This is a genomic window from Methylobacterium sp. JK268, from assembly GCF_054052225.1.
Genome location: NZ_JBSVZN010000010.1, coordinates 18,186 through 41,091, shown reverse-complemented (window position 1 = coordinate 41,091; position 22,906 = coordinate 18,186). Strand labels below are relative to the sequence as shown.

General features: G+C 73.3%; 23 protein-coding genes. 6 read left to right on the top strand and 17 right to left on the bottom strand.

What is annotated here, in order from left to right; all coding sequences use genetic code 11:
• Window positions 1-69 precede the first annotated feature (69 nt).
• Window positions 70-759 (bottom strand): 4-hydroxythreonine-4-phosphate dehydrogenase, encoded by a 690-nt coding sequence (locus tag ACW9J6_RS12550; protein ID WP_457116815.1) that lies wholly within the window; start codon window positions 757-759, stop codon window positions 70-72.
• Window positions 760-855: 96 nt separating this feature from the next.
• On the opposite strand from ACW9J6_RS12550, the gene ACW9J6_RS12545 reads away from it, so the two are divergent.
• The gene (locus tag ACW9J6_RS12545) at window positions 856-1,128 is read left to right on the top strand and encodes a hypothetical protein (protein ID WP_457116814.1); all 273 of its coding nucleotides are present in this window, start codon (window positions 856-858) and stop codon (window positions 1,126-1,128) included.
• A 172-nt stretch (window positions 1,129-1,300) separates the two neighbouring features.
• Here the strand turns inward: ACW9J6_RS12545 and ACW9J6_RS12540 are convergent, their stop codons facing one another.
• The 13 genes from ACW9J6_RS12540 to ACW9J6_RS12480 all read right to left on the bottom strand — a co-directional run bounded on the left by ACW9J6_RS12540 (window position 1,301) and on the right by ACW9J6_RS12480 (window position 15,461).
• Complete coding sequence (locus ACW9J6_RS12540; RefSeq protein WP_457116813.1) at window positions 1,301-2,431, bottom strand: glycosyltransferase family 4 protein; 1,131 nt, start codon at window positions 2,429-2,431, stop codon at window positions 1,301-1,303.
• A gap of 202 nt (window positions 2,432-2,633) precedes the next feature.
• Window positions 2,634-3,500, bottom strand: coding sequence for an SGNH/GDSL hydrolase family protein (locus ACW9J6_RS12535; RefSeq protein WP_457116812.1), 867 nt, complete (start codon window positions 3,498-3,500; stop codon window positions 2,634-2,636).
• Window positions 3,461-4,561, bottom strand: coding sequence for an OpgC family protein (locus tag ACW9J6_RS12530; protein ID WP_457116811.1), 1,101 nt, complete (start codon window positions 4,559-4,561; stop codon window positions 3,461-3,463). The genes ACW9J6_RS12535 and ACW9J6_RS12530 overlap by 40 nt, the downstream gene beginning before the upstream one ends.
• Window positions 4,562-4,650: 89 nt before the next feature.
• Window positions 4,651-5,010, bottom strand: a complete 360-nt coding sequence (locus ACW9J6_RS12525; protein ID WP_457116810.1) for a hypothetical protein — start codon at window positions 5,008-5,010, stop codon at window positions 4,651-4,653.
• Window positions 5,007-6,542 carry a S10 family peptidase gene (locus tag ACW9J6_RS12520; RefSeq protein ID WP_457116809.1) on the bottom strand — a complete coding sequence of 512 codons (1,536 nt, stop codon included), beginning with the start codon at window positions 6,540-6,542 and terminating at the stop codon, window positions 5,007-5,009. The genes ACW9J6_RS12525 and ACW9J6_RS12520 overlap by 4 nt, the downstream gene beginning before the upstream one ends.
• A 22-nt stretch (window positions 6,543-6,564) precedes the next feature.
• Window positions 6,565-7,017, bottom strand: a complete 453-nt coding sequence (locus ACW9J6_RS12515; protein ID WP_457116808.1) for a DNA polymerase III subunit chi — start codon at window positions 7,015-7,017, stop codon at window positions 6,565-6,567.
• Between the two features lie 31 nt (window positions 7,018-7,048).
• On the bottom strand, window positions 7,049-8,203 hold the full coding sequence (locus ACW9J6_RS12510) for a glutathionylspermidine synthase family protein (RefSeq protein ID WP_457116807.1): 1,155 nt from the start codon (window positions 8,201-8,203) through the stop codon (window positions 7,049-7,051).
• Window positions 8,203-8,817 carry a DUF1190 domain-containing protein gene (locus ACW9J6_RS12505; RefSeq protein WP_457116806.1) on the bottom strand — a complete coding sequence of 205 codons (615 nt, stop codon included), beginning with the start codon at window positions 8,815-8,817 and terminating at the stop codon, window positions 8,203-8,205. The genes ACW9J6_RS12510 and ACW9J6_RS12505 overlap by 1 nt, the downstream gene beginning before the upstream one ends.
• Window position 8,818: 1 nt before the next feature.
• The gene (locus tag ACW9J6_RS12500; RefSeq protein ID WP_457116805.1) at window positions 8,819-9,220 is read right to left on the bottom strand and encodes a DUF350 domain-containing protein; all 402 of its coding nucleotides are present in this window, start codon (window positions 9,218-9,220) and stop codon (window positions 8,819-8,821) included.
• A gap of 59 nt (window positions 9,221-9,279) precedes the next feature.
• On the bottom strand, window positions 9,280-10,908 hold the full coding sequence (locus ACW9J6_RS12495; protein WP_457116804.1) for a CTP synthase: 1,629 nt from the start codon (window positions 10,906-10,908) through the stop codon (window positions 9,280-9,282).
• A gap of 155 nt (window positions 10,909-11,063) precedes the next feature.
• Window positions 11,064-11,483, bottom strand: a complete 420-nt coding sequence (secG, locus tag ACW9J6_RS12490; protein WP_457116803.1) for a preprotein translocase subunit SecG — start codon at window positions 11,481-11,483, stop codon at window positions 11,064-11,066.
• Between the two features lie 160 nt (window positions 11,484-11,643).
• The gene (locus ACW9J6_RS12485) at window positions 11,644-14,469 is read right to left on the bottom strand and encodes an ATP-binding protein (RefSeq protein WP_457116802.1); all 2,826 of its coding nucleotides are present in this window, start codon (window positions 14,467-14,469) and stop codon (window positions 11,644-11,646) included.
• The gene (locus ACW9J6_RS12480) at window positions 14,415-15,461 is read right to left on the bottom strand and encodes an HD-GYP domain-containing protein (protein WP_457116801.1); all 1,047 of its coding nucleotides are present in this window, start codon (window positions 15,459-15,461) and stop codon (window positions 14,415-14,417) included. Before ACW9J6_RS12480 ends, ACW9J6_RS12485 begins: the two co-directional genes overlap by 55 nt.
• A 205-nt stretch (window positions 15,462-15,666) precedes the next feature.
• Between ACW9J6_RS12480 and ACW9J6_RS12475 the strand changes: the two genes are divergently transcribed.
• On the top strand, window positions 15,667-16,014 hold the full coding sequence (locus tag ACW9J6_RS12475) for a DUF6481 family protein (RefSeq protein ID WP_457116800.1): 348 nt from the start codon (window positions 15,667-15,669) through the stop codon (window positions 16,012-16,014).
• Between the two features lie 7 nt (window positions 16,015-16,021).
• Here ACW9J6_RS12475 and ACW9J6_RS12470 read toward each other — a convergent pair whose 3' ends face one another.
• Complete coding sequence (locus ACW9J6_RS12470) at window positions 16,022-16,465, bottom strand: DUF488 domain-containing protein (protein ID WP_457116799.1); 444 nt, start codon at window positions 16,463-16,465, stop codon at window positions 16,022-16,024.
• A gap of 177 nt (window positions 16,466-16,642) precedes the next feature.
• Here ACW9J6_RS12470 and ACW9J6_RS12465 point away from each other — a divergent pair, with 177 nt between their 5' ends.
• From ACW9J6_RS12465 to ACW9J6_RS12450, 4 genes are read left to right on the top strand one after another with little or no spacing between them, the layout of a single operon-like run.
• The gene (locus tag ACW9J6_RS12465; protein ID WP_457116798.1) at window positions 16,643-17,491 is read left to right on the top strand and encodes a glycoside hydrolase family 25 protein; all 849 of its coding nucleotides are present in this window, start codon (window positions 16,643-16,645) and stop codon (window positions 17,489-17,491) included.
• Window positions 17,488-18,117: a ribonuclease HII gene (locus ACW9J6_RS12460; RefSeq protein ID WP_457116797.1), complete on the top strand. Its 630-nt coding sequence runs from the start codon at window positions 17,488-17,490 to the stop codon at window positions 18,115-18,117. Before ACW9J6_RS12465 ends, ACW9J6_RS12460 begins: the two co-directional genes overlap by 4 nt.
• 55 nt (window positions 18,118-18,172) lie before the next feature.
• Entirely contained in the window at window positions 18,173-19,783 is a 1,611-nt protein-coding gene (locus ACW9J6_RS12455) for an acyl-CoA synthetase (RefSeq protein WP_457116796.1), read from the top strand.
• A complete protein-coding gene (locus ACW9J6_RS12450; protein WP_457116795.1) occupies window positions 19,773-20,639 on the top strand; it encodes a PCC domain-containing protein in 867 nt (288 codons plus the stop codon). Before ACW9J6_RS12455 ends, ACW9J6_RS12450 begins: the two co-directional genes overlap by 11 nt.
• Window positions 20,640-20,922: 283 nt before the next feature.
• On the opposite strand, the gene trhA is transcribed toward ACW9J6_RS12450, so the two are convergent.
• The gene (trhA, locus tag ACW9J6_RS12445) at window positions 20,923-21,612 is read right to left on the bottom strand and encodes a PAQR family membrane homeostasis protein TrhA (RefSeq protein ID WP_457116794.1); all 690 of its coding nucleotides are present in this window, start codon (window positions 21,610-21,612) and stop codon (window positions 20,923-20,925) included.
• Window positions 21,613-21,680: 68 nt separating this feature from the next.
• Complete coding sequence (locus tag ACW9J6_RS12440; RefSeq protein WP_457116793.1) at window positions 21,681-22,790, bottom strand: COX15/CtaA family protein; 1,110 nt, start codon at window positions 22,788-22,790, stop codon at window positions 21,681-21,683.
• Window positions 22,791-22,906 lie beyond the last annotated feature (116 nt).

Here is a 22,906-nt window from a genome sequence, read left to right as displayed (position 1 = left end):
CCGCCAATGTGGGCCATCCTGCGGCCTGTACCAGGGGTTCCGCGCGACAGCATCACGAGACGACGGCGGTCAGGCCCCCGGGCGCGTGGCCCGCGCCAGCAGGTCCCGCACCGCCGCGATCTGGCCGCGCAGGCCGGGCTCCGCGGACGGGAACCGCCCGTCGAGCGCCGCCGTGCCGATGGTGAACCCGGCCGCGCCCGCCCGGACCAGGGCGGCGATCCGCTCCTCTCGGTCGATCGAGCCCGCCACCAGCACGGGCTTGTCCACCGCGGCGCAGACCCGGGCGATCAGGTCGGGCACGTCGCCGGCGAAGCGGTAGGCGAGGAGGTCGAGGCCGTGCACGCCCGGCATCGCGGCGAGACCTTGAGCGCTCGCGACGATCGCCTCCGGGCTGCCGTCGAGCCGGCTCGGATGGCCGACGACCCGGCCCGGGAACGGGTAGTAGCGGATCCCGGTCCCGGCGAGGAGCGGCAGCACGGCGTGCGGGCGGGTGCCGCCCATCAGCACGTCGACGCCGAGATCCACGGCGGCCCGCGCCGAGCGCCGCTCGCTCTCCTCGTCGAGGCTGACCACCTCGAGATAGGCCGTCCCGCCCGCCGCCCGGATCGTGGCGGCGAGGCGGTCGAGAGCGGGGAGCGGCAGCCCGACATCCTTGAACCCGACGTGGCGCAGGCCCGCGTCGAGGGCCTCGGCGAGGCGCTCGCCCGCATCCGCCACCGTGCGGTCGTGCCGCGTCAGCATGAACACGAAGTCGGGCATGGCCGTCTCCTGGGTGGCGTTGGCAACCGGTCGGGACCGGGCGGGCGGCGCCCCGGCCAGTGCCCGGGCCTGCCGGAGGGCGCGGGCGAGGCTCCCGTGCGACGCGAGACCCGTGCCGGCCGGATCGTAGGCCGTGCCATGATCGGCCGCGACGGCGTGAACGCCGTCAGGGTCGCCTTGATAAAGCGTCTCGGCCGCGTCGCCGGTGCGGCATCTGGATCCGTGGCCGGGAAGGGCAGGCTCGTCGGGGAGATGGTCCCCAAGGCCGATCGGGAATGGGCCGGGACGGTGGCCTGCTGCGGCGTCAACACCCGCGGCGTGGCGCTGTGGCGCGAGATCGTGGTGGGCCGCATCTCGACGGGCGGCTGATCGCCACCCGGAAGCAGACCGCCCAGGTCACCTTGCACCGTCCCGTAGCGGATCGCGACGAGGGTGCGCCTCTCCTTTCATCGGGGCGGCTCCACGCTGACCGGAATGGAAACGGGGCCCGCTCCTTTCGGAACGGGCCCCGCGTGGCGTCGTGAGGGTCGGTGAGGCGGCTTTAGAGCGGCCAGAGACCGGCCGGCACCGCGCCGTGCACGCCGTTGGTGGCGGAGGCCCCGATCTCGCGGACGAGGCCCGGGATCTTGATCGCCGCCGCGTCCGCCGCGATCAGCGACTCGTAGGCGTTGACGTAGGTGTTCGCCATCACGGTGGCGGTGAAGCGGGTGTCGAAGTAGCGGCGCACCGCCTGGCGGCTCATGCCCTTCACGGTCTCGACCGCGGCCACGGCCTCGTCCATGGACTCGACCACCACGCCCGACACGCCGTCCTTGATCACCTCCGGCACCGAGCCGTTGCGCCACGCGATCACCGGCGTGCCCGCCGACATCGCCTCGATCATCACCAGGCCGAACGGCTCCGGCCAGTCGATCGGGAAGGCGAGCGCCAGGGCGTTGCCGAGGAAGTCGTGCTTCTGGTCCTCGTTGATTTCGCCGATATACTCGACGAGCGGGTGATGGGTCATCGGCTCGATGACCTCATCCCAGTATTCCTGGTCGGCCTTGTCGACCTTGGCGGCGATCTTGAGCTTCACGCCCGAGCGCTTGGCCATCTCGATGGCGCGGTCGGGGCGCTTCTCGGGGGAGATGCGGCCCAGGAACGCGAGGTAGCCGCCGTCCTTCGGGGTCGCCGAGAAGCGGCAATTCTCCGCCGGCAGGCCGTGATGGATCGTCGCCAGCCAGTTGGCGTTCGACGGCATCGGCCCGCGCTGATGGTCGGAGATCGAGACCAGCGGCATGCCCGTGAAGGTGCGGTAGACCGGCATGAAGTCCGGCACGTCGAGGCGACCGTGCAGGGTCGTGACGCACTTGTGGTTCAGGTCTTCGAACAGCGGGTACTGCAGGAGGTCGATGTGGAAGTGGATGATGTCGAATTCGTCCGCGCGCCGACGCAGGTGGTACAGCATGGCGAGGTGGCTCGCGACGTGGTCGCGGATGCCGGCCAGCCGCAGGCCCTCGGGCGCGCAGGCGACGAGCTTGGCGCTCGTCTCAGAATCGCCGCTCGCGAACAGCGTCACGTCGTGGCCCTGCCGGACCAGCTCCTCGGTCAGCCACGAGACCACGCGCTCGGTGCCGCCGTAGAACTTGGGCGGGACAGCCTCCGCGAGGGGAGCGATCTGGGCTATGCGCACGACGAGTTCTCCTGAGACGCCAATCGTTGGCGGGGATCAAGCACGATCGGGCCTGAGCGGGACATGAACAGAACCGCGACGCTGCGGTTATGGTTCCGGTGCGGCGCACAAAACGAGGGCTGTCGGCGCGTCACCCCCGCTGTGCACAGGGGCGGTGTGGACCCGCGCGTCGCGTCGCAGCGGCCCGCCGGACGGCGCGGCCTCAGGGGTTCGGCTTGGCCGCGGCGGTCGGCGCCGGGGGCGGGGGCGGGCCCGCCGTCCCGGTGACGTCGGGCTGGAGCAGCGACACGGTGATCGCCCGGGTCACGTGCTCGGCCATGCAGCGATGGCCGAGATCGGCGAGGTGGAAGCCGGCACCGATCAGCCCGTCGCCCTTGGCGTGGCCCGCGAGGTAGCGCATCGCCTCGAAGCGCAGCACCAGCGGCACCTGCTTCTCGGAGGCCACGCGCTGGATCGTGCGCACGAAGGTGTTGTAGTAGCCGTCCTGCGCGAGGCTCGCGGTGTATTGCGGGTCGACCAGCACCACGTCGATGCCGTGCGACTTGATCCAGTCGATCGTCTCGGACAGGGAGGCCGCGAAGGCCTCGACGTCGACCCGGGCGAGCGCGTCGTTGGAGCCGACCTGCCAGACGACGAGGTCCGGCTCTATCTCCGCGATCATGTTGCGCACGCGCTCGGTGGCCCCGTAGGTGATCTCGCCCTGCAGGCCGCGGCTGTCCACGTCCACCGTCACGTCGGGAAAGGATTGCTCCAGGGCCGATTCGAGCTTCACCGGATAGGTCGCCCCGCCGAGGCCGCCGGAGCTGGAGCCGAGCGAGAGCACGTGGATCGCCCGCTGCTCCTGCAGGGCCTTCTTCACGGCGCGCAGCTTGGCCAGGGTGTAGAGCTTCGAGCCGGGCACGCGGCACTCGGGCGAGAGGCTCGGATCCGGCACGTCGGGACCCGGCGCCACCACCTTCGCGGCCGGCGTCGGCACCGTCGATCCCTGCGCCGCCGCCGTGCAGAGCGCGGCGAGCCCGAACAGACCGGTCAGGCCGAGACGGAGGACCGAGGAGAACGGGAGCGCCATTCGACGAACCATGCGGTGAACGCGAGTACTAATATGCCAGATCCTACGACAAGAAGGTCGACGGCGAAACCGCCTCCTGTCCAGAACCTGACGAGCTGCCCCGCGAGGCTGCCGATCGACCCGACCGAGAAGACCGCGAGCGAGTTGCGGCCCAGGGCGGCCAGGTGGCGCCCCAGCCAGGCGGACCGCGCGTAAATCCACTCGAAGGCGCCCTGGAAGGCGAGCATCACGCCGATGAAGTGGATCAGCCGGGCCGGCGGCAGGTGCGACTTGTCGAAGGTGAAGAGGAGGCGCGGCTCCGGCACGGTCAGCGGATCGGGCCGGATGTGGAACCACGCCAGCACCGCCCCGAGGATCACGATGCCGATCCCGAGGGGGCGCAGGCGCCGCCGCCACGTCAGGAAGGCCGCCGATTCGCGCCGCCACTCGTGCGCCAGGAAGCCGAGCACCAGCAGGAGCTGCCAGCACAGGGGGTTGAAGAACCAGTGCCCCTCCTGCGGCCAGGACGGGATGTTGAGTTCGAGGACGAGCGCCGTCAGGTAGAGGGCGAGCGAGGCGCCGAGCGCCGCGAGCCGGCTCAGCCGCGCCGTGAGCACGAAGACGGGGGCGAGGCCGAGCAGCACCACGTAGAGCGGCAGGATGTTGAAGAAGCCGAGCTGGTGCAGGAGGGTGACCCAGCCGACGGTGGTCTGGACCGGGTCGGTGAAGACCGGGCCGGCATTGTGCCATTCGAGCAGGAGCGGGTTGTCGAGGACGAGGGCGGCCCCCGCCAGGAGCGCGAGCGCGATCGCCGTGATCACCAGCTGCGCCCGGTAGACCTCGACCATCCGCGAGAGCAGCCGCAGCACCGTGCGCCCCGCCGGTTCCACCTGCCCGCTGCGGCCGCGGATCGCGATCCCGATCGACCAGCCCGCCAGGAACACGAACAGCTCGGCCGCGTCCGAGGTGCCGTACTGCGAGTAGGTGAAGTTCTCGAAGACGTTGCCGGGGATGTGATTGATGAAGATCGTGATCAGGGCGAAGCCGCGCCAGAAGTCGATCGCGTTCGGGTCGCGCGCCATCAGGGACTCGTTCCTCGCAGGAGCGTCTTGCTTGCAACGGCCGGCCGCGACGGCCGCGGACGGGGGCCGCGGGTCCCGCCCCGCGCGGGCTACTTCACGACCCGGTCGAGCCGGTTGTTGACGAAGAAGTAGAGTTCCTTGCCGCCGGGCTCGGCGTAGAGCACCTGCACCTCGCGCTGGCCGCGCCCGCTCTCGCCGACGAGGACGTCGGTCGGGGGCTTGCCCTTCAGGCGCACGAGCTCGCACTCGCCGATGCCGGGCGCGATCTCCGCCGCCGCGCTGGGGGCCGGCCCGGTGCAGCTGCCGTCCGGGGCGAGGACCGGCCCGGAATAGGCGGGCGGCCGCGGGGGCGGGATCGCCGCGACCGGTGACGCGCGCTCCGGGCCGCCGCCGCAGCCCGAGAGCAGTGCCGCGCCGATCATCGCGGCGAGGCCCCGGATCCTCGTCATCGTCCCTCGCTGCTGTCCCGCCGCGCCGCCAGCGCCGCCTCGTAGAGGCGCAGCGCCTCGCCCCGGAGCGCCGCCCGCGAGGCCTGGCGGGAATAGAACATGTGGCCGCCCGGGAAAACCGCCAAGCTGAGCCGGCGCCCCGTCCCGTAGGCGGGGAGCTGGTCGAGGATCAGCTTGGAGGCGAAATAGGGCGTGACGAGGTCGGTGTAGCCGTGGGCGACCAGCACCCGCAGCGACCCGTCGAGGGCGAGCGCCTGGCGCAGGTCGCTCACCACCTCGGGCGGCTGGCGACCCGAGCCCCAGTTCCACTGCCGGTTCACGCTGCCGTTCAGGAGTTCGTAGCGCAGGTTCGTCACCCGCCAGTTCAGGGTGCGGGCGGTGAGGTCGACGGCAGCGCTCGCGAGCGGGGCCTGAATGGCGGTGAGGACCGGGTCCTCGAAGCCCGCATAGGCGGCGTCCGGCTCCGGGTCCCAGCCCGTGATGCCGGTGTCGTAGGCGCTGGCGACCCGGCCCTCGGCCCGCCCGCTCTCGCGCTGGTAGCTGCTGGCTGAGATCCGCCCTCCCTGCCGCCGCACGAGGGCGGCGTCGAGGCCGGTGAGCGCGGCGACGCGCTCGGTCAGGCGCTCGCGGGCGGCACCATCCCGGGGGCCGCGCAGCAGGTCGGCGAGGTAGTCGCCCGTGGCGTAGGACTCGGCCTGCGCCATCGCGGCGGCGTCCGGGGTGGCGCCGCGCCGCTCCAGGCCGGCGGCGGCGAGCGAGGGCAGCCGGGTGACGTCGCCGAGGGGGTTGTGCCGCGGCGGCTGCAGCCAGGCGAAATCCAGGACCGGCGAGAGCAGGACGAGGCCCGACAGCCCGACCCCGACATCGTCCTGGAGCTTGCGGGCGATGAGCGGCCCGCGGAAGCCGCCGTAGCTCTCCCCGAGGTAGAATTTCGGCGAGGTCAGGCGGTCGTTGCTGCGCAGCCAGCGGGCGATCGCCGCGGACAGGACCGCGGCATCCGCGTCCACCGCGTAGTAGCGCTTGGCGTCGTCGCCCGAGGCGCGGCTGTAGCCGGTGCCGACCGGATCGAGGAAGACGAGGTCCGTGAAGTCGAGCCAGGTCTCGTCGTTCGCCACCGGCACGGGCGGGGCGGAGGGGCTGATGCTGGTCCCGTCGAGGGGCAGGCGCCAGGGCCCCACGGCGCCGAGGTTGAGATAGGCCGAGGCCGCCCCCGGGCCGCCGTTGATCGCGAAGGTGACGGGCCGGGTCGCCCGCTCCCGGTCGGGCAGCGTGAAGGCCGTGAAGGCGATCTCCGCCTGGAGCTTGCCGCTCTCGTCGACGAGGGCGAGGCTGCCGGCGGTCGCCGTGAAGGCCAGCACCCGCCCGTCCCCGAGGGTGAGGCTGTGCTGGGTCACCGCGTCGGGCGGCAGCCGCCGCCCCTCGGTCGGGCGGCTCGCCTCGGCGGCGCGGGCCTCCGGCGGGCGCGGCGGTTGCTGCTGCGCGAGCGCGGGCGCCGCCGCGAGGGCGGCGAGCAGCATCAGGATGCGGATCATCGGGGTCTCTCCTTGCGCGCCGTCACGCCTTCTTCTGCCAGCGACCGTTCTCGTCCTGCTGCCAATAGGCCACGCCGTGGCCGGCCTCCTTGGCGTGGCGCCACTGCTCGCGGGCGTGGAGCAGGGCCTCCTGGTCGGTGCCATCGAACAGGATGCAGATGCGCGCGTAGGCATCCGCGTCCTCCGGCAGGGGCGCGCCCTCGACCAGGAAGCGGATCGAGGCGCCGTTGGGGTTGGTCTCGCGCAGGGTGAGCACCACGGGCTGCGTGCCGGAATCGGGCTCGCGATCGGTGCCGTGGGGCAGGAAGCTCTCCTCCGAGAAGGTCCAGAGCTGGTCGTCGAGGGCGGCGAGCCGCTCCTCGCTCGCCGCCTGGACGACGACGCGCCAGCCCCGCTCCAGGGACTTCTCCAGGAGGTTCGGCAGCACCGATTCGAGGGGCTGACGCTGCAGGTGGTAGAACAGGATCTCGGTCACGCCGGGGAGATAGGGTATGGGCGCGGCGGCGTCACGGCAGGATCGCGTGCGGCACGAACCGCGCGCGGTTGCCGGTGATCCAGTCCTCGCCCTCGCGCAGGCACAGGCCCGCGGGCGCGTCCCCGACCATCCAGCTCCCGGCCAGCACCCGCGCCCCGGCGAAGACCGGCAGGTCGACGAGGGCTTGGCGGACGAAGCCCTCGGCGCCGTAGGGCCCTTCCTCCCGGGCGAGGACGGCGCCGTCGCGCACCATCAGGACGTTTGCCCCCTCCCGCGACAGGATCGGCTTCTTGACGAAGCTCGTCCCCAGCCCGGCCTTGGCCGGGTCGTCCTCGAAATAGGCCGGCAGCAGGTTCGGGTGGCCGGGCGCGAGCCGCCAGAGATGCGGCAGCAGCCCCTTGGTCGAGAGCACGGCCTTCCAGGGCGGCTCCAGGAACCGGGTCGGCGTCCCGGCGAGCCGCGCCCCGAAGGCGTCCCGGAAGGCCCATTCCCAGGGATAGAGCTTGAACAACCTGCCGAGATCCGCTCCGAGCCCGTCCGAGAAGGCGCCGTCCTCGCGCAAGGCGATCCCGTCGAGGGGCACGAAGCGGGTGGCGAGCCCCGCCTGATGGGCGCAATCCTGCAGGTAGGCGACGGTGCCGCGATCCTCGGGCGCCTCGGCCATGCAGGTGAAGGCGACGGGGCCGCCGATCGCCGCGAAGCGCGCGATCAGGCGCTCGTGCACCGCGTTGAACTGGTCGCTGCCGGCCGGCAACCGGCCCGAGTCGAGGAGGTCCTCCAGCCAGAGCCACTGGAAGACGCCGGTCTCGTAGAGGGCGGTCGGCGTGTCGGCATTGTACTCGAGGAGCTTCGCGGGCCCGCGCCCGTCATAGGCGAGGTCGAGCCGGCCGTAGAGCGACGGGTCGCCCCGCCGCCAGCTCTCGCGCACGACGTCGAAGGCGTGCGCGGGCAGCCCCAGGGAGGCGAGGACCGCCTCGTCGCCCACGGCCCGGTCGACGAAGTCGAGGCAGAGGGCGTGGAGGTCCGCGCTCGGCGCCTCGATCCCGCGCTCGACTTGGTCGAGGGTGAAGGCGTAGGCGTGGCTCTCGTCCCAGTAGGGGGCGCCGTCGAAGCTGTGGAAGGTGAAGCCCGCGGCCGCGGCCCTGTGGCGCCAGTCCGGCCGCTCGCCGAGGTCGAGGCGACGCATCAGCTTCCCCCTGCCCCTGCCCCGCCATGGGCCGCGGTCATGGCGTGACCGGTGCCCCCGAAGCCGCCGCTGGCGATCACCCGGGGCGTGGTCGGCGGGCTGCGCGCCACCGCCGAGGAGACCCGCGCGGTGCTCGACCGGCTCGACGCGGCCCAGACGCGGCCGCCGCTGCTGGTGCAGTAGCTGCCGGTCGCGGCGGCCCCGCTGCCGCAGGCGCGCGGGGCGTGGCGGAAGAGCGGTTGCACCGGCAGGTTCTGCTCCGGCGTGCGGCCGATCAGGAAGCCCGACAGGACCGGGATGAAGAAGCCGGCGGCCTCGTTCCCGACGAAGCCGCCCGCCGTGCAGCCGCCGCAGCCGTGATGGGCCTCGCACTCGGCGTTCGAGGCGTAGCGGGGTGCGACGCGCGGGTAGAGGGCGCGCGCCTCCCGGTCGGCGGCCTCGCAGGCCTCCGGCGGGCGCAGTCCCTGCGCCGTGCAGGCGGCGAGGTCGGCGTAGATGAGCGCGTCCTCCTCCCGCTGCGAGGGATCGCGCCGGGCGAGGCCCCAGGCCGTGGCGCCCGCACCCACGAGGAGGGCCAGCGAAACGGCCTGCGAGCGCTTGAGGTCGGGGATCATCTCAGTAGGTCATCGACGCGGCGTCGACGATGCCGGCCGCCAGCGAGGCCGCGGCGAGGAAGACCGCGGGCGCCGTCTCGCCCGCGGCGATCTGGGCCGACAGGCCCGGCAGGGCGATCCGCACGATCCAGTAGACGCCCATCTGCACGATGAGCGCCACGAGGCCCCAGACCGCGCAGTCGAGGAGGGACTGGGCGTTGATGATCGCGGCCGCCAAGGGCAGCGTGAAGGCCAGCAGGCTGCCCCCGAGCGCGATGGCGGCCGCCGTGACGCCCCCGCGGATCAGCGCCAGCTCGTCGTGCGCGGTCGCCAGCATGTAGATGACGAGGTAGGCCGCGACGAGCCCCGCGGCCGTCGCGAAATAGGCCAGGAAGGCGCCCAGGCCGGAAATCGACGTCAGCATTCCGCTGCCCCCTCGGCCGCCGCGGACTTCGGGGACCTTGCGTACACGGGCCTAGCGGATCACACCAGCCGGCTCTGCACCACCGCCGCCTCGATGAAGGACTGGAACAGCGGGTGCGGCTCGAAGGGCCGCGACTTCAGCTCCGGGTGGAACTGCACGCCGATGAACCAGGGGTGCCCCTCGACCTCCACGGTCTCGGGCAGGAGCCCGTCCGGGGAGGTGCCGGAGAAGCGCAGGCCCTTGGCCTCCAGCCGCTCGCGATAGGCCATGTTGACCTCGAAGCGGTGGCGGTGGCGCTCCCGGATCTCGGTCGTGCCGTAGATCCGGGCGATGCGCGTGTCGGGCGCGAGATTCGCCGCGTAGGCGCCGAGCCGCATCGTGCCGCCGAGATCTCCCTCGGCCGCGCGCCTCTCCAGCTCGTTGCCGCGCATCCACTCGGTGAGGAGGCCGACGACCGGCTCCGGCGTCGGGCCGAACTCGGTCGAGTTCGCCTCCGGGATCTGGGCGAGGGAGCGCGCCGCCTCCACCACCGCCATCTGCATGCCGAAGCAGATGCCGAAATACGGGATCCTCTTCTCGCGGGCGTAGCGGGCCGCCCGGATCTTGCCCTCGGCGCCGCGCTGGCCGAAGCCACCCGGCACCAGGATGCCGTTCAGCCCCTCCAGGAACGGCGCCGGGTCCTCGCGCTCGAAGATCTCGGCCTCGATCCATTCGAGGTTGACCTTGACCCGGTTGGCGATGCCGCCGTGGGTCAGGGCCTCGATCAGCGACTTGTAGGCGTCCTTGAGGCCCGTGTACTTGCCCACGATGGCGATGGAGACCTCGCCCTCGGGGTTCTTCACCCGCTCCGAGATGGTGCGCCAGCGCTCCAGACGGGGCGGCGCCGCCGCCTCGATGCCGAACAGGGCCAGCACCTCCCGGTCCAGCCCCTCCTCGCCGTAGGAGAGCGGCACGTCGTAGATTGAGGCCACGTCCCGCGCCTCGATCACCGCCGACTCGCGCACGTTGCAGAACTGGGCGAGCTTGCGCCGCTCCTCGCGGGGGATCGGCCGGTCGCAGCGGCAGAGCAGGATGTCGGGCTGGATGCCGATCGAGCGCAGCTCCGCCACCGAGTGCTGGGTCGGCTTGGTCTTCAATTCGCCCGCGGACGGGATGTAGGGCAGCAGCGTCAGGTGGATGTAGGCGCACAGCCCCCGCGGCAGCTCCTGGCCGAGCTGGCGGATCGCCTCGAAGAACGGCAGGCCCTCGATGTCGCCGACCGTGCCGCCGATCTCGACGAGCACGAAGTCGTAATCCTCGTTCCCGTCGAGCACGAACTCCTTGATGGCGTTGGTGACGTGCGGGATGACCTGGATCGTCGCGCCGAGATAGTCGCCGCGCCGCTCCTTGGTGATGATGTCGAGGTAGATCCGCCCCGTGGTGATGTTGTCGGCCCGCGTCGCCGGCACGCCGGTGAAGCGCTCGTAATGGCCGAGGTCGAGGTCGGTCTCGGCCCCGTCGTCGGTGACGAAGACCTCGCCGTGCTGGGTCGGGCTCATCGTGCCCGGATCGACGTTGAGGTAGGGGTCGAGCTTGCGCAGGCGGACCTTGTAGCCGCGCTCCTGCAGGAGCGCCGCCAGCGCCGCCGAGGCGAGGCCCTTGCCCAGGGAGGAGACCACGCCGCCGGTGATGAAGACGTACCGCGTCATGGGACCTGCTCCATACAGCGGCGGGCCGGAAAGGCCAACGCCGGGGCTCAAACGGAACGGGACCCGGGCGGCGGAGGCCGGCCGGATCCACAGGCGGGAGGGCGGCGGGCGTGAGCCCGCCCCGCGTCATGATCGGATCGGACGGTCCGTCCGCGTCAGCGCGATTGCGGCGCGGCTGGTTCCGCGGGCGCCGGGGCGGGCGCCGCGGGGGAGGCCGGCGCGCTCGGCGCGTCGCCCTGCTGCTGGCGCAGCTGGTCGAGGAGGTTGCCGGCGGGCGGCGTCGCCGGCTGGCCCGCCGCCGGGGCGCGGGTCTGGCCGGCACCCTCGAAGATCGAGCGCGGCGCGGCGGTGCGGTGCGACAGGATCGCCAGCACCATGCTGGTGGTGAAGAACAGGGCGGCCAGGACGGCGGTGGCGCGGGTGAGCGCGTTGGCCTGGCCGCGGCCGGTCAGGAACCCCTGCGTGCCGCTGCCCCCGCCGCCGAGGCCGAGCCCGCCCTCGGAGCGCTGCAGCAGCACGACGGCGATCAGCGCGAGGACGATGATCAGGTGGACGACGATCAGGACGGTCTGCATCGGGCTTCCAGGGGGCGGCGCGCAGGCCCCAACGTGCCAATGGCCGGCGCGCCGCGCGGGCGCCCGGGCCTCGAATTCGGGGCGCTCCTACACGAGATCGGCCGGCAGGCCAAGCGCGGCGCGGTGTCGGGGAGCGCGGGCCGCGGGGCCCCTCCCCTCCTCAGGCCGCCGCCGGCAGCGCCGCGAAATGCCCGTCGAGGGCCGCGAGGCTCGCCGCCAGGAGGGAGTCCACCGCGTCGAGCGTCGCGGCCTCCGGCATGCGCTCGCTCACCCGCGCGGCCCGCTCGATCTCCCCGAGCTGCGCCGCCAGCGCGCCCGCCCCGACATTCAGGCTCATCGACTTGAGGCCGTGCGCCGCCCGCGCCACGGCGGGCGGGTCCGCGGCCGCCCGTAGGGCGGCGAGGCTCGGCGGGGCGTGCTCGCGGAACAGGCTCAGGACCCGCGCGATGAAGGCCGGCCCGCTCGCCTGCGCCATCTCGTCGAGGCTGGCGAGCGTCCCGGCGTCGAGCAATCCGGACGGTGCCGGTGCCGGCGCCGGTGCCGGAGCGGGCGCCGGCGCGGCGAATGCCTCGGCCGGGATCGAATCGGCCCGGACCAGGCGTTCGAGGATCCGGGCGAGGTCGGCGAGCGTGAAGGGCTTGGCCAGGATCCCGTCCATGCCCGCGTGCCGCCACGCCTCGGCGCCCTCGCCGATGACGTGGGCGGTGAGCGCCACGATCGGCACCCGCGCCGCGCCGCTCTCCGCCTCGTGGGCACGGATGGCGCGGGCCGCGTCGAAGCCGTCGAGCACCGGCATGCTGCCGTCCATCAGAATCAGGTCGAAGCCGCCCGCTTCCGCGGCCGCCACCGCCTCCCGGCCGTTCTCCACCGTGACGACCCGCGTGATCCCGCAGCGGCCCAGCGCCTCCACGGCGACCTCGCGGTTGACCGGGCTGTCGTCCGCCACCAGCACCCGGGCCTGCGGGAAATGCGCGGCGGGGCCGGCGGCCTCGGCCCCCTCGGCCTTCTCGAAGGTGCCGCCCTCGGCCAGGATCGCGAGCGCCCGGCGCCACTCGGCCTGCGCCAGCGGCCAGCGCAGCACCTCGTCGGCGAGGCCCCGGGCCAGCACGTCGGCGCCGCTCGCATCGGCCATCGGGGCCAGGGCCAGCACGCGGGCGGCCCCGGCCGGCCGGCCCCGCGCCGCGAGGTCGGCCGCATCCAGGATGGCGATGCCCGCCCCCTCGCCCCCGGGGACGAAGCCCGCCGCCGCGAGGCCCGACAGGAGCGCCGCGCGGGTGGCCTCCCCGGCGACCGAGACCGCCACCAGCGGGGGCACCGCGGGCGCGCGGGCCGGCGGGCGGGCGGCGTCCAGCACCGCGACCGGGATCTCGGCGAAGAAGGTCGAGCCCTCCCCCGGCCGGCTCTCGACGCCGACCCGGCCGCCCATGGCGACGGCGAGGCGCTGGGCGATCGACAGGCCGAGGCCGGTGCCGCCGAAGCGGCGGGTGGTCGACTGGTCGGCCTGCGCGAAGGCCGTGAAGAGCGAGGCGAGCTTGTCCTGCGGGATGCCGAGGCCGGTATCGGTGACGGAGAGCCGCAGCAGCCGGCCGTCGTCGCGGGGCTCGATCCGGATCAGGACGTGGCCGCGCTCCGTGAATTTCAGCGCGTTGCTCACGAAGTTGCCGAGGATCTGACCGAGGCGGACCGGATCGCCGGCGATCGCCCGCGGCACGTCGGGCGCCACAAGCGCCGCGAGGTCGAGGCCCTTGGCCCGCGCCTTCTCGCCGAACAGCGTCACCACCGTGTCCGCCACCTCGGCCGGATCGACCGGGATGCGCTCCAGCTCCAGCTTGCCGGCCTCGACCTTCGCGAGATCGAGGATGTCGTTGATGATCGCCAGCAGGCTCTGGCCGGAGCGGGCGATGACCTCCGCGTAGCGCCGCTGGCGCGCCGGCAGGTCGGCGGAGGCCAGCAACTCGGCCATCACCAGCATGCCGTTCATCGGCGTGCGGATCTCGTGGCTCATCGTGGCGAGGAAGGTCGACTTCGCCGCGTTGGCGCTCTCGGCCGCCTCCTTGGCCTCGCTGAGGTCGGCAGTGCGGTCGCTCACCTCCTGCTCCAGGCGGGCCCGGTGGGCGGCGAGCCTGCGGTCGCGCTCGTCGACCGCGTCGAGCAGGCCGTTGAAGGTCGCGGCGAGCGCCCCGACCTCGTCGTCGCCCGCCACGCTCACCCGGTGGGCGTAGTCGTGGTTCTCGCGCACGGTCGTCATGGCGCGCGCGAGGGCCACGAGCGGGCCCGTCAGCGCGCTCTGCAGGCGCCACGCCACCGCGAGCCCCACCACCACCGCGAGCCCCGCCGTCATCGCCGCGTTGGCCAGCACCTCGTAGAGGCGGTCGATCAGGTCGGTGGTCTCGGCGATCAGGGTGACCCGCCCGACCTGGACGGCGTTCTCGCGCACCGGCACGCTCAGCTTGATCGTGTGCGTCCCCAGGAGATCCAGGGGCGAGACGCCCTCCTGGCGGTCGAGGTCGAGGTCGCGCGCCAGCCGCAGGCCCGTGCCCTGCTCGGCGAGCGGCATGCCGTCCGCCAGCGTCAGGGCGGCGTAGACGATACCCTTCTCGTCGGCGATGGCCCGTAGGGCCGCGTGGGCGGCGGCCGCGTCGCTCTCGGCGGCCGCGCGGGCGCCGGCGCTCGCGAAGACCGAGGCGATGCCGTGCAGCCAGTCGCGCTTGTCCGCCACGTAGCGCGTCGCCTCGCGCCACGTGCCCAGCGCCGTGCTCACCGCGAGCGCGACGAGGACGGCGCCCACCACGGCGCGGCTGAGGCGCGTCGCCAGGGATGCCCCGCGCCGGGACCCGACGCGTGGGCGGGGGTCGCCGGGATGGGCGCCGCGCCCCGGGGCGCCGGAATCGAGGCCGGTTCGGCGGCCGAAGGCCGGGCGCGCCATCACGGTCAGGCCGCCCGCGCGGCGTCCGGCCCGGCCAGGGCCGCGACGTCGTCCCAGCAAGCGAGGAAGGCGCTCACCACCGCCGGATCGAAATGCGTCCCGGCCTGGGCGACCACGTGGTCGCGGGCCGCCTCGAGGGTCCAGGCGGCCTTGTAGGGGCGCTCGCTCGTGAGCGCGTCGAACACGTCCGCCACCGCGACGATCCGGCCCGCGAGCGGGATCGCCTCGCCGGCAAGCCCGTGCGGATAGCCCGTCCCGTCCCAGCGCTCGTGGTGGCTGCCGGCGATCTCGGCGGCGAGGCGCACCACCTCGGAACTGCTCGTTTCGAGCATCCGCTGCCCGCGCAGGGCGTGCTGCTCCATCTCGTGCCGCTCCTCGGGATCGAGGGGGCCGGGCTTGAGCAGGATCGCGTCCGGGATCGCGATCTTGCCGACGTCGTGCATGGTCGAGGCGAGGCTCATCAGGCGGCAGCGCGCCGGCGGGAAGCCCATCGCCCCGGCGATCAGCGTCACGTAGCCGGCGACCCGCGCCACGTGGTCGCCCGTATCGGTGTCGCGGTGCTCGGCGGCGCGCATCAGCAGGGTCACGATCTCGCGTTCGCGGGCCTCGATGATCGAGACCGCCTTGGCGACCTCGCGGGCGAGCCACTCGGCCCGCTCCTCCTGCTCGCGATAGGCCCGGCTGAGGGCGAGCAGGTTGGTGACGCGGGCGCGGATCTCGACCGGGTCGCAGGGCTTGTTGACGAAGTCGGTGGCGCCCGCCTCCAGCGCCTCGCGGCGCAGGGCCCGGGCGTCGAAGCTCGTCACCATCACGATCGGCACGTGCGCGAAGCCCGGCACCGCCCGGGCCGCCCGGATGAAGGCGAGGCCGTCCATCTCGGGCATCTCGTAATCCGTGAGCACGATGCCGATCTCGGGGCCGTGCCGGCGGATGTGCTCGAGGGCGTCGGCGGGCCGCGTGAAGACGTCGGGCACGCAACCCGCGATCGGCCGCAGGGCCTCCACCATCAGGAGGTTGTTCAGTTCCGCATCGTCGAGCACGACCGCACGCATCCGTCTCCCCTGGTGCCCGCTTCGGTCCAGCGACGGCGGCATCCTGGGAGGCAAACCTTGACAACTCCTCCCCTTACGTCCGCGCATTCTCTCGGGTCCCCACGTTCCTTTGGCTTTGAATCCGGGCGCGGCGGGCGCTACAGGACTGTCACACCCCAGACCGGCGCCCGGCGCCCCCGAGCAGGACCCGAACGAGATTCCCCCGATGGCAGGCTTCAAGGACCAGCAGTTTGGCAATCGCCAGGGCGCATCAGCCGAGGCGAAGAAGGCGATGCTGGAGAAGTTCAAGGCCCGCCCCTCCGAGGACGACCCGGCGGTGCAGGCCCGCAAGGCCGAGCGCGCGCGTGTCGCCGAGGCCCGCGCGGTCCGCGAGGCGGAGCGCGAGGCCGAGCGCAAGGCCGAGGCCGAGCGCCGCGCCGCCGAGGAGGCGGAGGCCCGCGCCCGCGCCGAGCGCGAGGCGGAGGAGGAGGCGGAGCGCCAGCGCGCCGCGGAGGCCGAGCAGAAGGCCGCCCGCGACGCCCGCTACGCCGCCCGCAAGGCGCGCAAGAAGTAGGCCGCGCTCAGGCGAACAGGTCGACGACCCGGAAGCCCCGCGGAGCGAGCCGCTCGGCGAGAACGCGCCGATGGCAGCGCTCCGGGTCCCGCTCGAAGCAGAGCAGGCAGGTCGGGGCCTCGGCGGCGCGCGCCGCGAGGTCCGCCAGGGCCTCCTCGCCCGCGCCGGTGTCCAGCACCTCCGCGCAGTAGATCCGCCGCATCAGGGCGGCGTCATGGGCGCGCGCCGCCTCGCGCCCGGCCTTCGGCGTGCCGAGCGCCCGCAGATGCGCGTAGCCGATGCCCGATTCGGCGAGCCGGTCGCGCAGCGCGCTCTTCGAGAAGCCGCGCTTGCGCGACAGTGCCACCGCCCGCACGTCCGCCAGCACCCCGACCCCGGCGCCGGTGAGCGCCCCGACGAAGCGCTCGGAATCGGCGCCTTCGTACCCGATGGTGAACAGAACCTTCTCCACCCCTTCGCCCTCTGCGACCACGCTGCGGAACGGCTTGCCGCCCCTGCCTCACCACCCCGGATGTGGCTGTCCGGCAACGGTTCCCGGGATTCGCCCGCAATACTGTCAAGCCTTCATTAACCCGCCCCATCGCATCGAATAGCCATTGTGTTCTGCGTCAGTTCAGGTCGCACGTCGATGCCGCTGGAGTCGAAGCCCCTCTCCCTCGCCGCGCGCTGCTCCGCCTGGACCAAGCGCGCCGCGGCCGCGTCGGTTCTCGCGCTGCTCGGCGCCTGCGCGAGTTCCGGCAGCTACTACCCGACGAAGGGCGACGCCAAGCCTCATCCGGGCGTGGCCAAGGCCAAGCAGCACCCGATCCAGGGCATCGACGTCTCCAAGTGGCAGGGGCCGATCGACTGGGCCTCGGTGCGGGGGGCCGGCACGCAGTTCGCCTACATCAAGGCCACGGAGGGCGGCGACCACCTCGACGAGCGCTTCCGCGAGAACTGGGCCGGCGCCGCCCAGGCCGGCGTGCCGCGGGGCGCCTACCACTTCGTGTTCTGGTGCCGCTCCCCCGAGGAGCAGATGGCCTGGTTCAAGCGCAACGTCCCCAACGACCCGACCGCCCTGCCTCCGGTCCTCGACGTGGAGTGGAACGGCCACTCGGCCACCTGCCCGAAGCGGCTGCCGAAGGCCCAGGCCCTGGCGATGACCCAGGCCATGCTCACCGAGATGGAGCGCTACACCGGCAAGCGGCCGATCATCTACACGGACATCACCTTCCACCGCGACGTGCTGGAGGGCGAGTTGCCCGACTACCCGCACTGGGTGCGCTCGACGGCGGCGGAACCCGAGGAGCGATTCGCCAACCGCGATTGGATGCTCTGGCAGTTCACCTCGACGGGCCGGGTACCCGGCGTGCAGGGCGACGTGGACCGCAACGCCTTCTACGGTTCGCCCTCCGAATGGGCCTCCTTCCTCGCCACCGACTGCGACCCGCGCTACCACCGCCGCCTCTCCGCCGCCGGGCTCTGCACCGAGAAGTGAGCCGTCCGTTCCTCGCGCGCGAGGCGGCGCGCTACCCGGTCCTGATCGGCTGCGACGAGGTCGGGCGCGGGGCGCTCTGCGGCCCGGTGATCGTCGCGGCGGTGCGGTTCGACCCCGCCGCCCTCCCTCCCGACCTCCTCGAGGCCCTGGACGATTCCAAGCGGCTCGACGCGGCGACGCGCCGGGGCCTCGCCGCGCGCCTGCCCGCGGTGGCGCAGATCGCCTATGCGGGCGCCTCGCGGGACCTGATCGACCGCATCAACATCCGCGCCGCGACTCTCGATGCCATGACGCGCGCGGTGCGGCGGCTCGGGTCCGCCGGGCCGGTGGCGGTGGACGGGCGGGACGTGCCGCCGGGCCTCGACGGCCGCGCGCAGGCCGTTATCGGCGGGGACCGGCTCGTGCCGCAGATCGCCGCCGCATCGATCCTCGCCAAGGTCCTGCGCGACCGGCTGATGACCGTGCTGGCGCGCCGCCACCCCGCCTATGCCTGGGAGCGCAACGTCGGCTACGGCACCGCGGCGCACCGGGCCGCGATGCTCAGCCAGGGCATGAGCCCCCACCATCGCCGCAGCTTCCGGGGCCGCGCCGCGGCGTGCCATAACGGGGATCGGGGCGGGTCCTGAAGAACCCGCCGGCGGATGAAGCCGCCATGACAACAACCGTGCCGGGAGGCGCCCCATGATCCCGATGTCCCGCCGGGTGATGAACCTCGCCCACTGCCTGACCCAGGCGGCGCAGCGCCATCCCGAGCGGGCGGCCATCGTCTGGGGCGACCGGCACTGGACCTGGGCAGCGTACGACGCCCGCGTCTCGCGCCTCGCCGCCGCGCTGGCCGCCCGCGGCATCGCCAAGGGCGACCGGCTGCTGGTCCATGCCCGCAACGGCAACCCGATCCTGGAGATCATGCAGGCGGCCTTCCGGCTCGGCGCCGTGTTCGTGCCGACGAACCACCGCCTGATGCCCGGCGACGTCGCCTACCTGGCCGAGCAGTCGGGCGCCCGCGCCTTCCTGTGCCAGGCGGACAATCCCGACCACGTCGCGGCCGTGCGGGCGGCCCGGCCCGACCTCGCGCTCGTCGTGACCCTGGGCGAGGGCGACGCGGAGGGCCTCCCCTACGAGGCGCTCCTCGCCGAGGCCCCGGAGGGGCTGGTGGCGAACGCACCGGTCGAGCACGACGATCCCTGCTGGTTCTTCTACACGTCGGGCACCACGGGCAAGCCGAAGGCGGCGGTGCTCACCCACGGCCAGATGGCCTTCGTGATCACCAACCACCTCTGCGACCTGATGCCGGACACGCGGCCCGAGCGCGACGTCTCCCTCGTGGTGGCGCCGCTCTCCCACGGGGCGGGCGTCCACGCGCTCGCCCAGATCGCCCGCGCAGTGACGAGCGTGCTGCCGGCCTCCGAGCGCTTCGACGGGGGCGAGGTCTGGCGGCTCGTCGCGCGCCACCGCGTCACCAACCTGTTCACCGTGCCGACCATCCTGAAGATGATGGTCGAGCACCCGGCGGTGGCCGAGCACGACCATTCCTCCCTGCGCTACATCATCTACGCGGGCGCGCCGATGTACCGCGAGGATCAGAAGCGCGCGCTCGCCGCGCTCGGCCCGGTGATCGTGCAGTATTTCGGGCTCGGCGAGGTGACCGGGAACATCACGGTGCTGCCGCCCCACCTCCACGACCCGGAGGACGGGCCGGGCGTGCGGATCGGCACCTGCGGCATCGAGCGCACCGGCATGGAGGTGCAGATCCAGGACCCGGAGGGCCGCGCCTGCGCGCCCGGCGAGACCGGCGAGATCTGCGTCTGCGGCCCGGCGGTCTTCGCCGGCTACTGGAATAACCCCAAGGCCAATGCGGAGGCGTTTCGCGACGGCTGGTTCCGGACGGGAGACCTCGGCTTCCTCGACGCCCAGCGCTTCCTGACCATCACGGGCCGCGCTTCCGACATGTACATCTCGGGCGGCTCCAACATCTATCCGCGCGAGATCGAGGAGAAGATCCTGGCCCATCCGGCGGTGGCGGAGACCGCGGTGCTGGGCGTGCCGGACCCGGTCTGGGGCGAGATCGGCGTCGCCGTCTGCGTGCTGCGCGAGGGCGCCGCCCTCGGCGAGGGCGAACTCCTGGATTTCCTTGCCGACAGGGTCGCCCGCTACAAGCTGCCCAAGCGCGTCTTCCTGCGCCCGGCCCTGCCGAAATCCGGCTACGGCAAGATCACCAAGACGCTGGTGCGCGAGGATCTGGAGGCGGCGGGGCTCCTGCCCCTCGGCGGCCGGCCGAGCCATGCGGCCTGACCCGGTGCGCTCCTTCCTCGCGCAGCCGGGGCCGGTGCGGGCCGAGCGCCGGACCGCCGCCGCCGGCGCCCTGCGGCACCGCGCCTTCGCGCTGGCGCGCGGCACGACGCTCCTCGACGCGCTGGCCGGTCCCCTGGCGGCGGCCGGGATGGCGGGGGCGACGGTCCATCTCGACGGCGGCTCCTTTTCGCCCTTCGCCTACGTGATGCCGGCCCTGTCGCGCGACCCGGCCCACGCGGCCTATTACAGCGAGACCTTCCGGCCCCCGGGCGAGACCCGGCTGGAGCGCGCGAGCGCGACCTTCGGCCACCGCGACGGCGTGCCGTTCCTGCACGTTCACGGCACCTGGATCGAGGCGGACGGGCGGCGCCGGGCGGGGCACCTCCTGCCGGCCGAGGTCGTGGTCGCGACCCCGCCGCGGGCGGAGGCCTGGGGCTGCGCCGAGGCCGCCTGGAGCGTCCTGCCGGATGCGGAGACGAATTTCGCGCTGTTCACGCCCGTTCCGGGCGCGGTGGAGGCCGCGGAGCGCGGCTGCATCCTCCTGAAGATCCAGCCGAACGAGGAGCTGTTCGCGGCCATCGAGGCGACCTGCGCGGCGCTCGGAATGCGGCGCGCCCGGGTGCGGGGCTTGGGGAGCATCGTGCGGCCGGCCTTCGCGGACGGGCGCGTGGTGCCGACCGACGCGAGCGAGGTGCTGATCCGCGAGGGGAGCGTCGCGGCGGGACCGGACGGGAGCCCCGTCGCCGATCTCGACATCGCCGTCGTGGACGTGGACGGGGCGATCCACGAGGGCGTGCTCGCCCGCGGGCGCAACACCGTGTGCATCACCTTCGAGCTGGGGCTGGAGGCGCTCTAGGGACACCGAACTATCCTTCGATCAGTTCGGAGAAGTAGAGACCACTCGGCCTTCCCCTTTTCCGGGCGCATGCAGCGTCAGCGGAATGCGACCCGGAAACCAGCGCAAGACTCCGCGAAGCGGCTGCTCTCAGCAACGGTGCTGGGATTCTGAGCCGCTTCGCGGCGAGTCGCTGTGCTGGTTCCCGGATCTCCTTCCGCTGACGCTACAGTCGTCCGGGACAGGGGAGCTCGTGCGTGGGGCGCCTCACGGGTTCATGATCCGGCGCCCACCCATCCTCACGTCACGCCGCCGCCTCGATCACGCTGCGCAGCACCGCCCCGTAGTGGCAGCAGGCGGCCGCGAGCACGAAGCCGTGCCAGATCGCGTTCTGGAAGGGCAGCTGCCGCCAGAGATGGAAGATCACCCCCGCCGAGTAGAGGAAGCCCCCGGCCGCGAGGAGCGCCAGCGCGTCCGGCACCAATTGCCCGATCACCGAATCGTAGGCCGCCACCCCGCTCCAGCCCAGCGCGAGGTAGAGCGCCACCGCGAGCCGGTCGAAGCGCCCGGGAAAGGCGAGCTTGATCGCCACGCCCGCCACCGCCACGAGCCAGACCCCGGCGAGCAGGCCCCAGGCGACGCCGCCGCTCCCCACCAGGGTCACGAGCGGCGTGTAGGTGCCGGCGATCATCAGGAAGATCGTGGCGTGGTCGGCCCGGCGCAGCAGCCATTTGCGGCGGCCCACCGGCCACATGTTGTAGGCCGCCGAGACGCTCAGCATCGCCACCAGCCCCGCCGCGTAGACGGCGACCGAGAGCGTGCCGCCCGGCGCGAGCATCAGCGCGGCGACCGTCACCAGCGCGACCGCCCCGATCACCGCCAGGACGACGCCGATCACGTGGACGATCCCGTCCGCCAGCATCTCGCCCGGCGTGTAGGTCCAGGTCAGGGAGGGAGGGCGGCCGTCCTCGGCGTGTCCGGTCGTGGTGCTCATGAGGGCTCCGGGTCTCGCCGGCGGCCCCGCGCCGCCACGCTCCAGGTAACCATCAAAACCCGGGCCGGTCACCCTGCGGCGGGGAGCCGCGCCGGTCCGAGGGAGGCGATCCGGGCATGGACCACCGCCATGCCCAGCACCAGCATCGCCAGCACCTGATGGGCGAGCCCGGCCCAGAGCGGCACCGCGAGGACGAGCGTCGTGATCCCGAGCACGGCCTGGGCGGCGACGAGGCCGGCGAGCGCCCGGGCCCGGCGGGCGCCCGGGCTGCCCGGCCGCGCGCGGGCGAAGGCGATGGCGTGGAGGACGGCGAGCGCCAGGACCGCGTAGGCGACGAGCCGATGGTCGAGCTGCACCAGCGCGACGTTGTCGACGACGTTCTCGATCAGGGGCCGGACCGCGAACAGCCCGTCGAGGGGCGGGATGAAGGCCCCGTCCATGAGGGGCCAGGTGTTGTAGGTCAGGCCCGCCTTCGAGCCCGCGACGAGGCCGCCGAGGGCGATCTGCAGCAGCACCAGGGCGGGCAGCGCCCGGGCGGTGCGGCGCAGGCCCGCGGGCAGCGGCGCCTCGGCCGGGCGGTCGAGGCCGGCGGCGAGCCAGACCAGCCCCGCCAGGATGCCGCTCGCGAGCGTGAGATGCGCGGCGAGTCGGACCGGGGCCACGGCGGTCATGCCGGGTTCGAGGCCCGAGGCCACCATGATCCAGCCGACCGCGCCCTGGAGGCCGCCGAGCACCCCGAGCGCCAGCAGGCCGAGCCCGAGGCGCCGGTCCAGCCGGCCCGTCCACCAGAACCAGCCGAGCGGCAGGAAGAAGACGAGACCGATCAGCCGCCCGAGCAGGCGGTGGCCCCATTCCCAGGCGTAGATGAACTGGAACTCGGCGAGCGTCATACCCCGGTTCAGGATGTCGTATTGCGGCGTCGCCCGGTACTTGGCGAATTCCGCCTCCCAGGCCGCCCCCGAGAGCGGCGGGATCGCGCCGGTGACCGGCTTCCACTCGGTGATCGAGAGGCCCGACCCGGTGAGCCGGGTCGCCCCGCCCACCGCCACCATGGCGATGACCAGGGCGGCCACGCAGAAGAGCCAGGTGCGGACGGCGCGCCGCGGACGGATCGGGGCGAGGCTCTGCGCGGGCACGGCGGCGGGCGCGAGGGCGGCGGTCAGGGTCGGGCCGGTCATGGGGCGGCTCTTGGCGCCGGCGGCGATCCGGCGCAACGCTCTGCGGTGCCGCACCCGGGGCGGGCCGGTTGCCCCCGCGTCGGGAAATGCTCTAGGGCGGCGGGAACTCCCCTCCC

Bases quoted from the DNA above. Each gene is read 5' to 3' on its own strand.
- ACW9J6_RS12550 (WP_457116815.1), bottom strand. From the start codon at position 759: ATGCCCGACTTCGTGTTCATGCTGACGCGGCACGACCGCACGGTGGCG.
- ACW9J6_RS12535 (WP_457116812.1), bottom strand. From the start codon at position 3,500: ATGGCGCTCCCGTTCTCCTCGGTCCTCCGTCTCGGCCTGACCGGTCTG.
- ACW9J6_RS12530 (WP_457116811.1), bottom strand. From the start codon at position 4,561: ATGGCGCGCGACCCGAACGCGATCGACTTCTGGCGCGGCTTCGCCCTG.
- ACW9J6_RS12525 (WP_457116810.1), bottom strand. From the start codon at position 5,010: ATGACGAGGATCCGGGGCCTCGCCGCGATGATCGGCGCGGCACTGCTC.
- ACW9J6_RS12520 (WP_457116809.1), bottom strand. From the start codon at position 6,542: ATGATCCGCATCCTGATGCTGCTCGCCGCCCTCGCGGCGGCGCCCGCG.
- ACW9J6_RS12510 (WP_457116807.1), bottom strand. From the start codon at position 8,203: ATGCGTCGCCTCGACCTCGGCGAGCGGCCGGACTGGCGCCACAGGGCC.
- ACW9J6_RS12505 (WP_457116806.1), bottom strand. From the start codon at position 8,817: ATGATCCCCGACCTCAAGCGCTCGCAGGCCGTTTCGCTGGCCCTCCTC.
- ACW9J6_RS12500 (WP_457116805.1), bottom strand. From the start codon at position 9,220: ATGCTGACGTCGATTTCCGGCCTGGGCGCCTTCCTGGCCTATTTCGCG.
- ACW9J6_RS12495 (WP_457116804.1), bottom strand. From the start codon at position 10,908: ATGACGCGGTACGTCTTCATCACCGGCGGCGTGGTCTCCTCCCTGGGC.
- secG (WP_457116803.1), bottom strand. From the start codon at position 11,483: ATGCAGACCGTCCTGATCGTCGTCCACCTGATCATCGTCCTCGCGCTG.
- ACW9J6_RS12480 (WP_457116801.1), bottom strand. From the start codon at position 15,461: ATGCGTGCGGTCGTGCTCGACGATGCGGAACTGAACAACCTCCTGATG.
- ACW9J6_RS12475 (WP_457116800.1), top strand. From the start codon at position 15,667: ATGGCAGGCTTCAAGGACCAGCAGTTTGGCAATCGCCAGGGCGCATCA.
- ACW9J6_RS12465 (WP_457116798.1), top strand. From the start codon at position 16,643: ATGCCGCTGGAGTCGAAGCCCCTCTCCCTCGCCGCGCGCTGCTCCGCC.
- ACW9J6_RS12455 (WP_457116796.1), top strand. From the start codon at position 18,173: ATGATCCCGATGTCCCGCCGGGTGATGAACCTCGCCCACTGCCTGACC.
- ACW9J6_RS12450 (WP_457116795.1), top strand. From the start codon at position 19,773: ATGCGGCCTGACCCGGTGCGCTCCTTCCTCGCGCAGCCGGGGCCGGTG.
- trhA (WP_457116794.1), bottom strand. From the start codon at position 21,612: ATGAGCACCACGACCGGACACGCCGAGGACGGCCGCCCTCCCTCCCTG.
- ACW9J6_RS12440 (WP_457116793.1), bottom strand. From the start codon at position 22,790: ATGACCGGCCCGACCCTGACCGCCGCCCTCGCGCCCGCCGCCGTGCCC.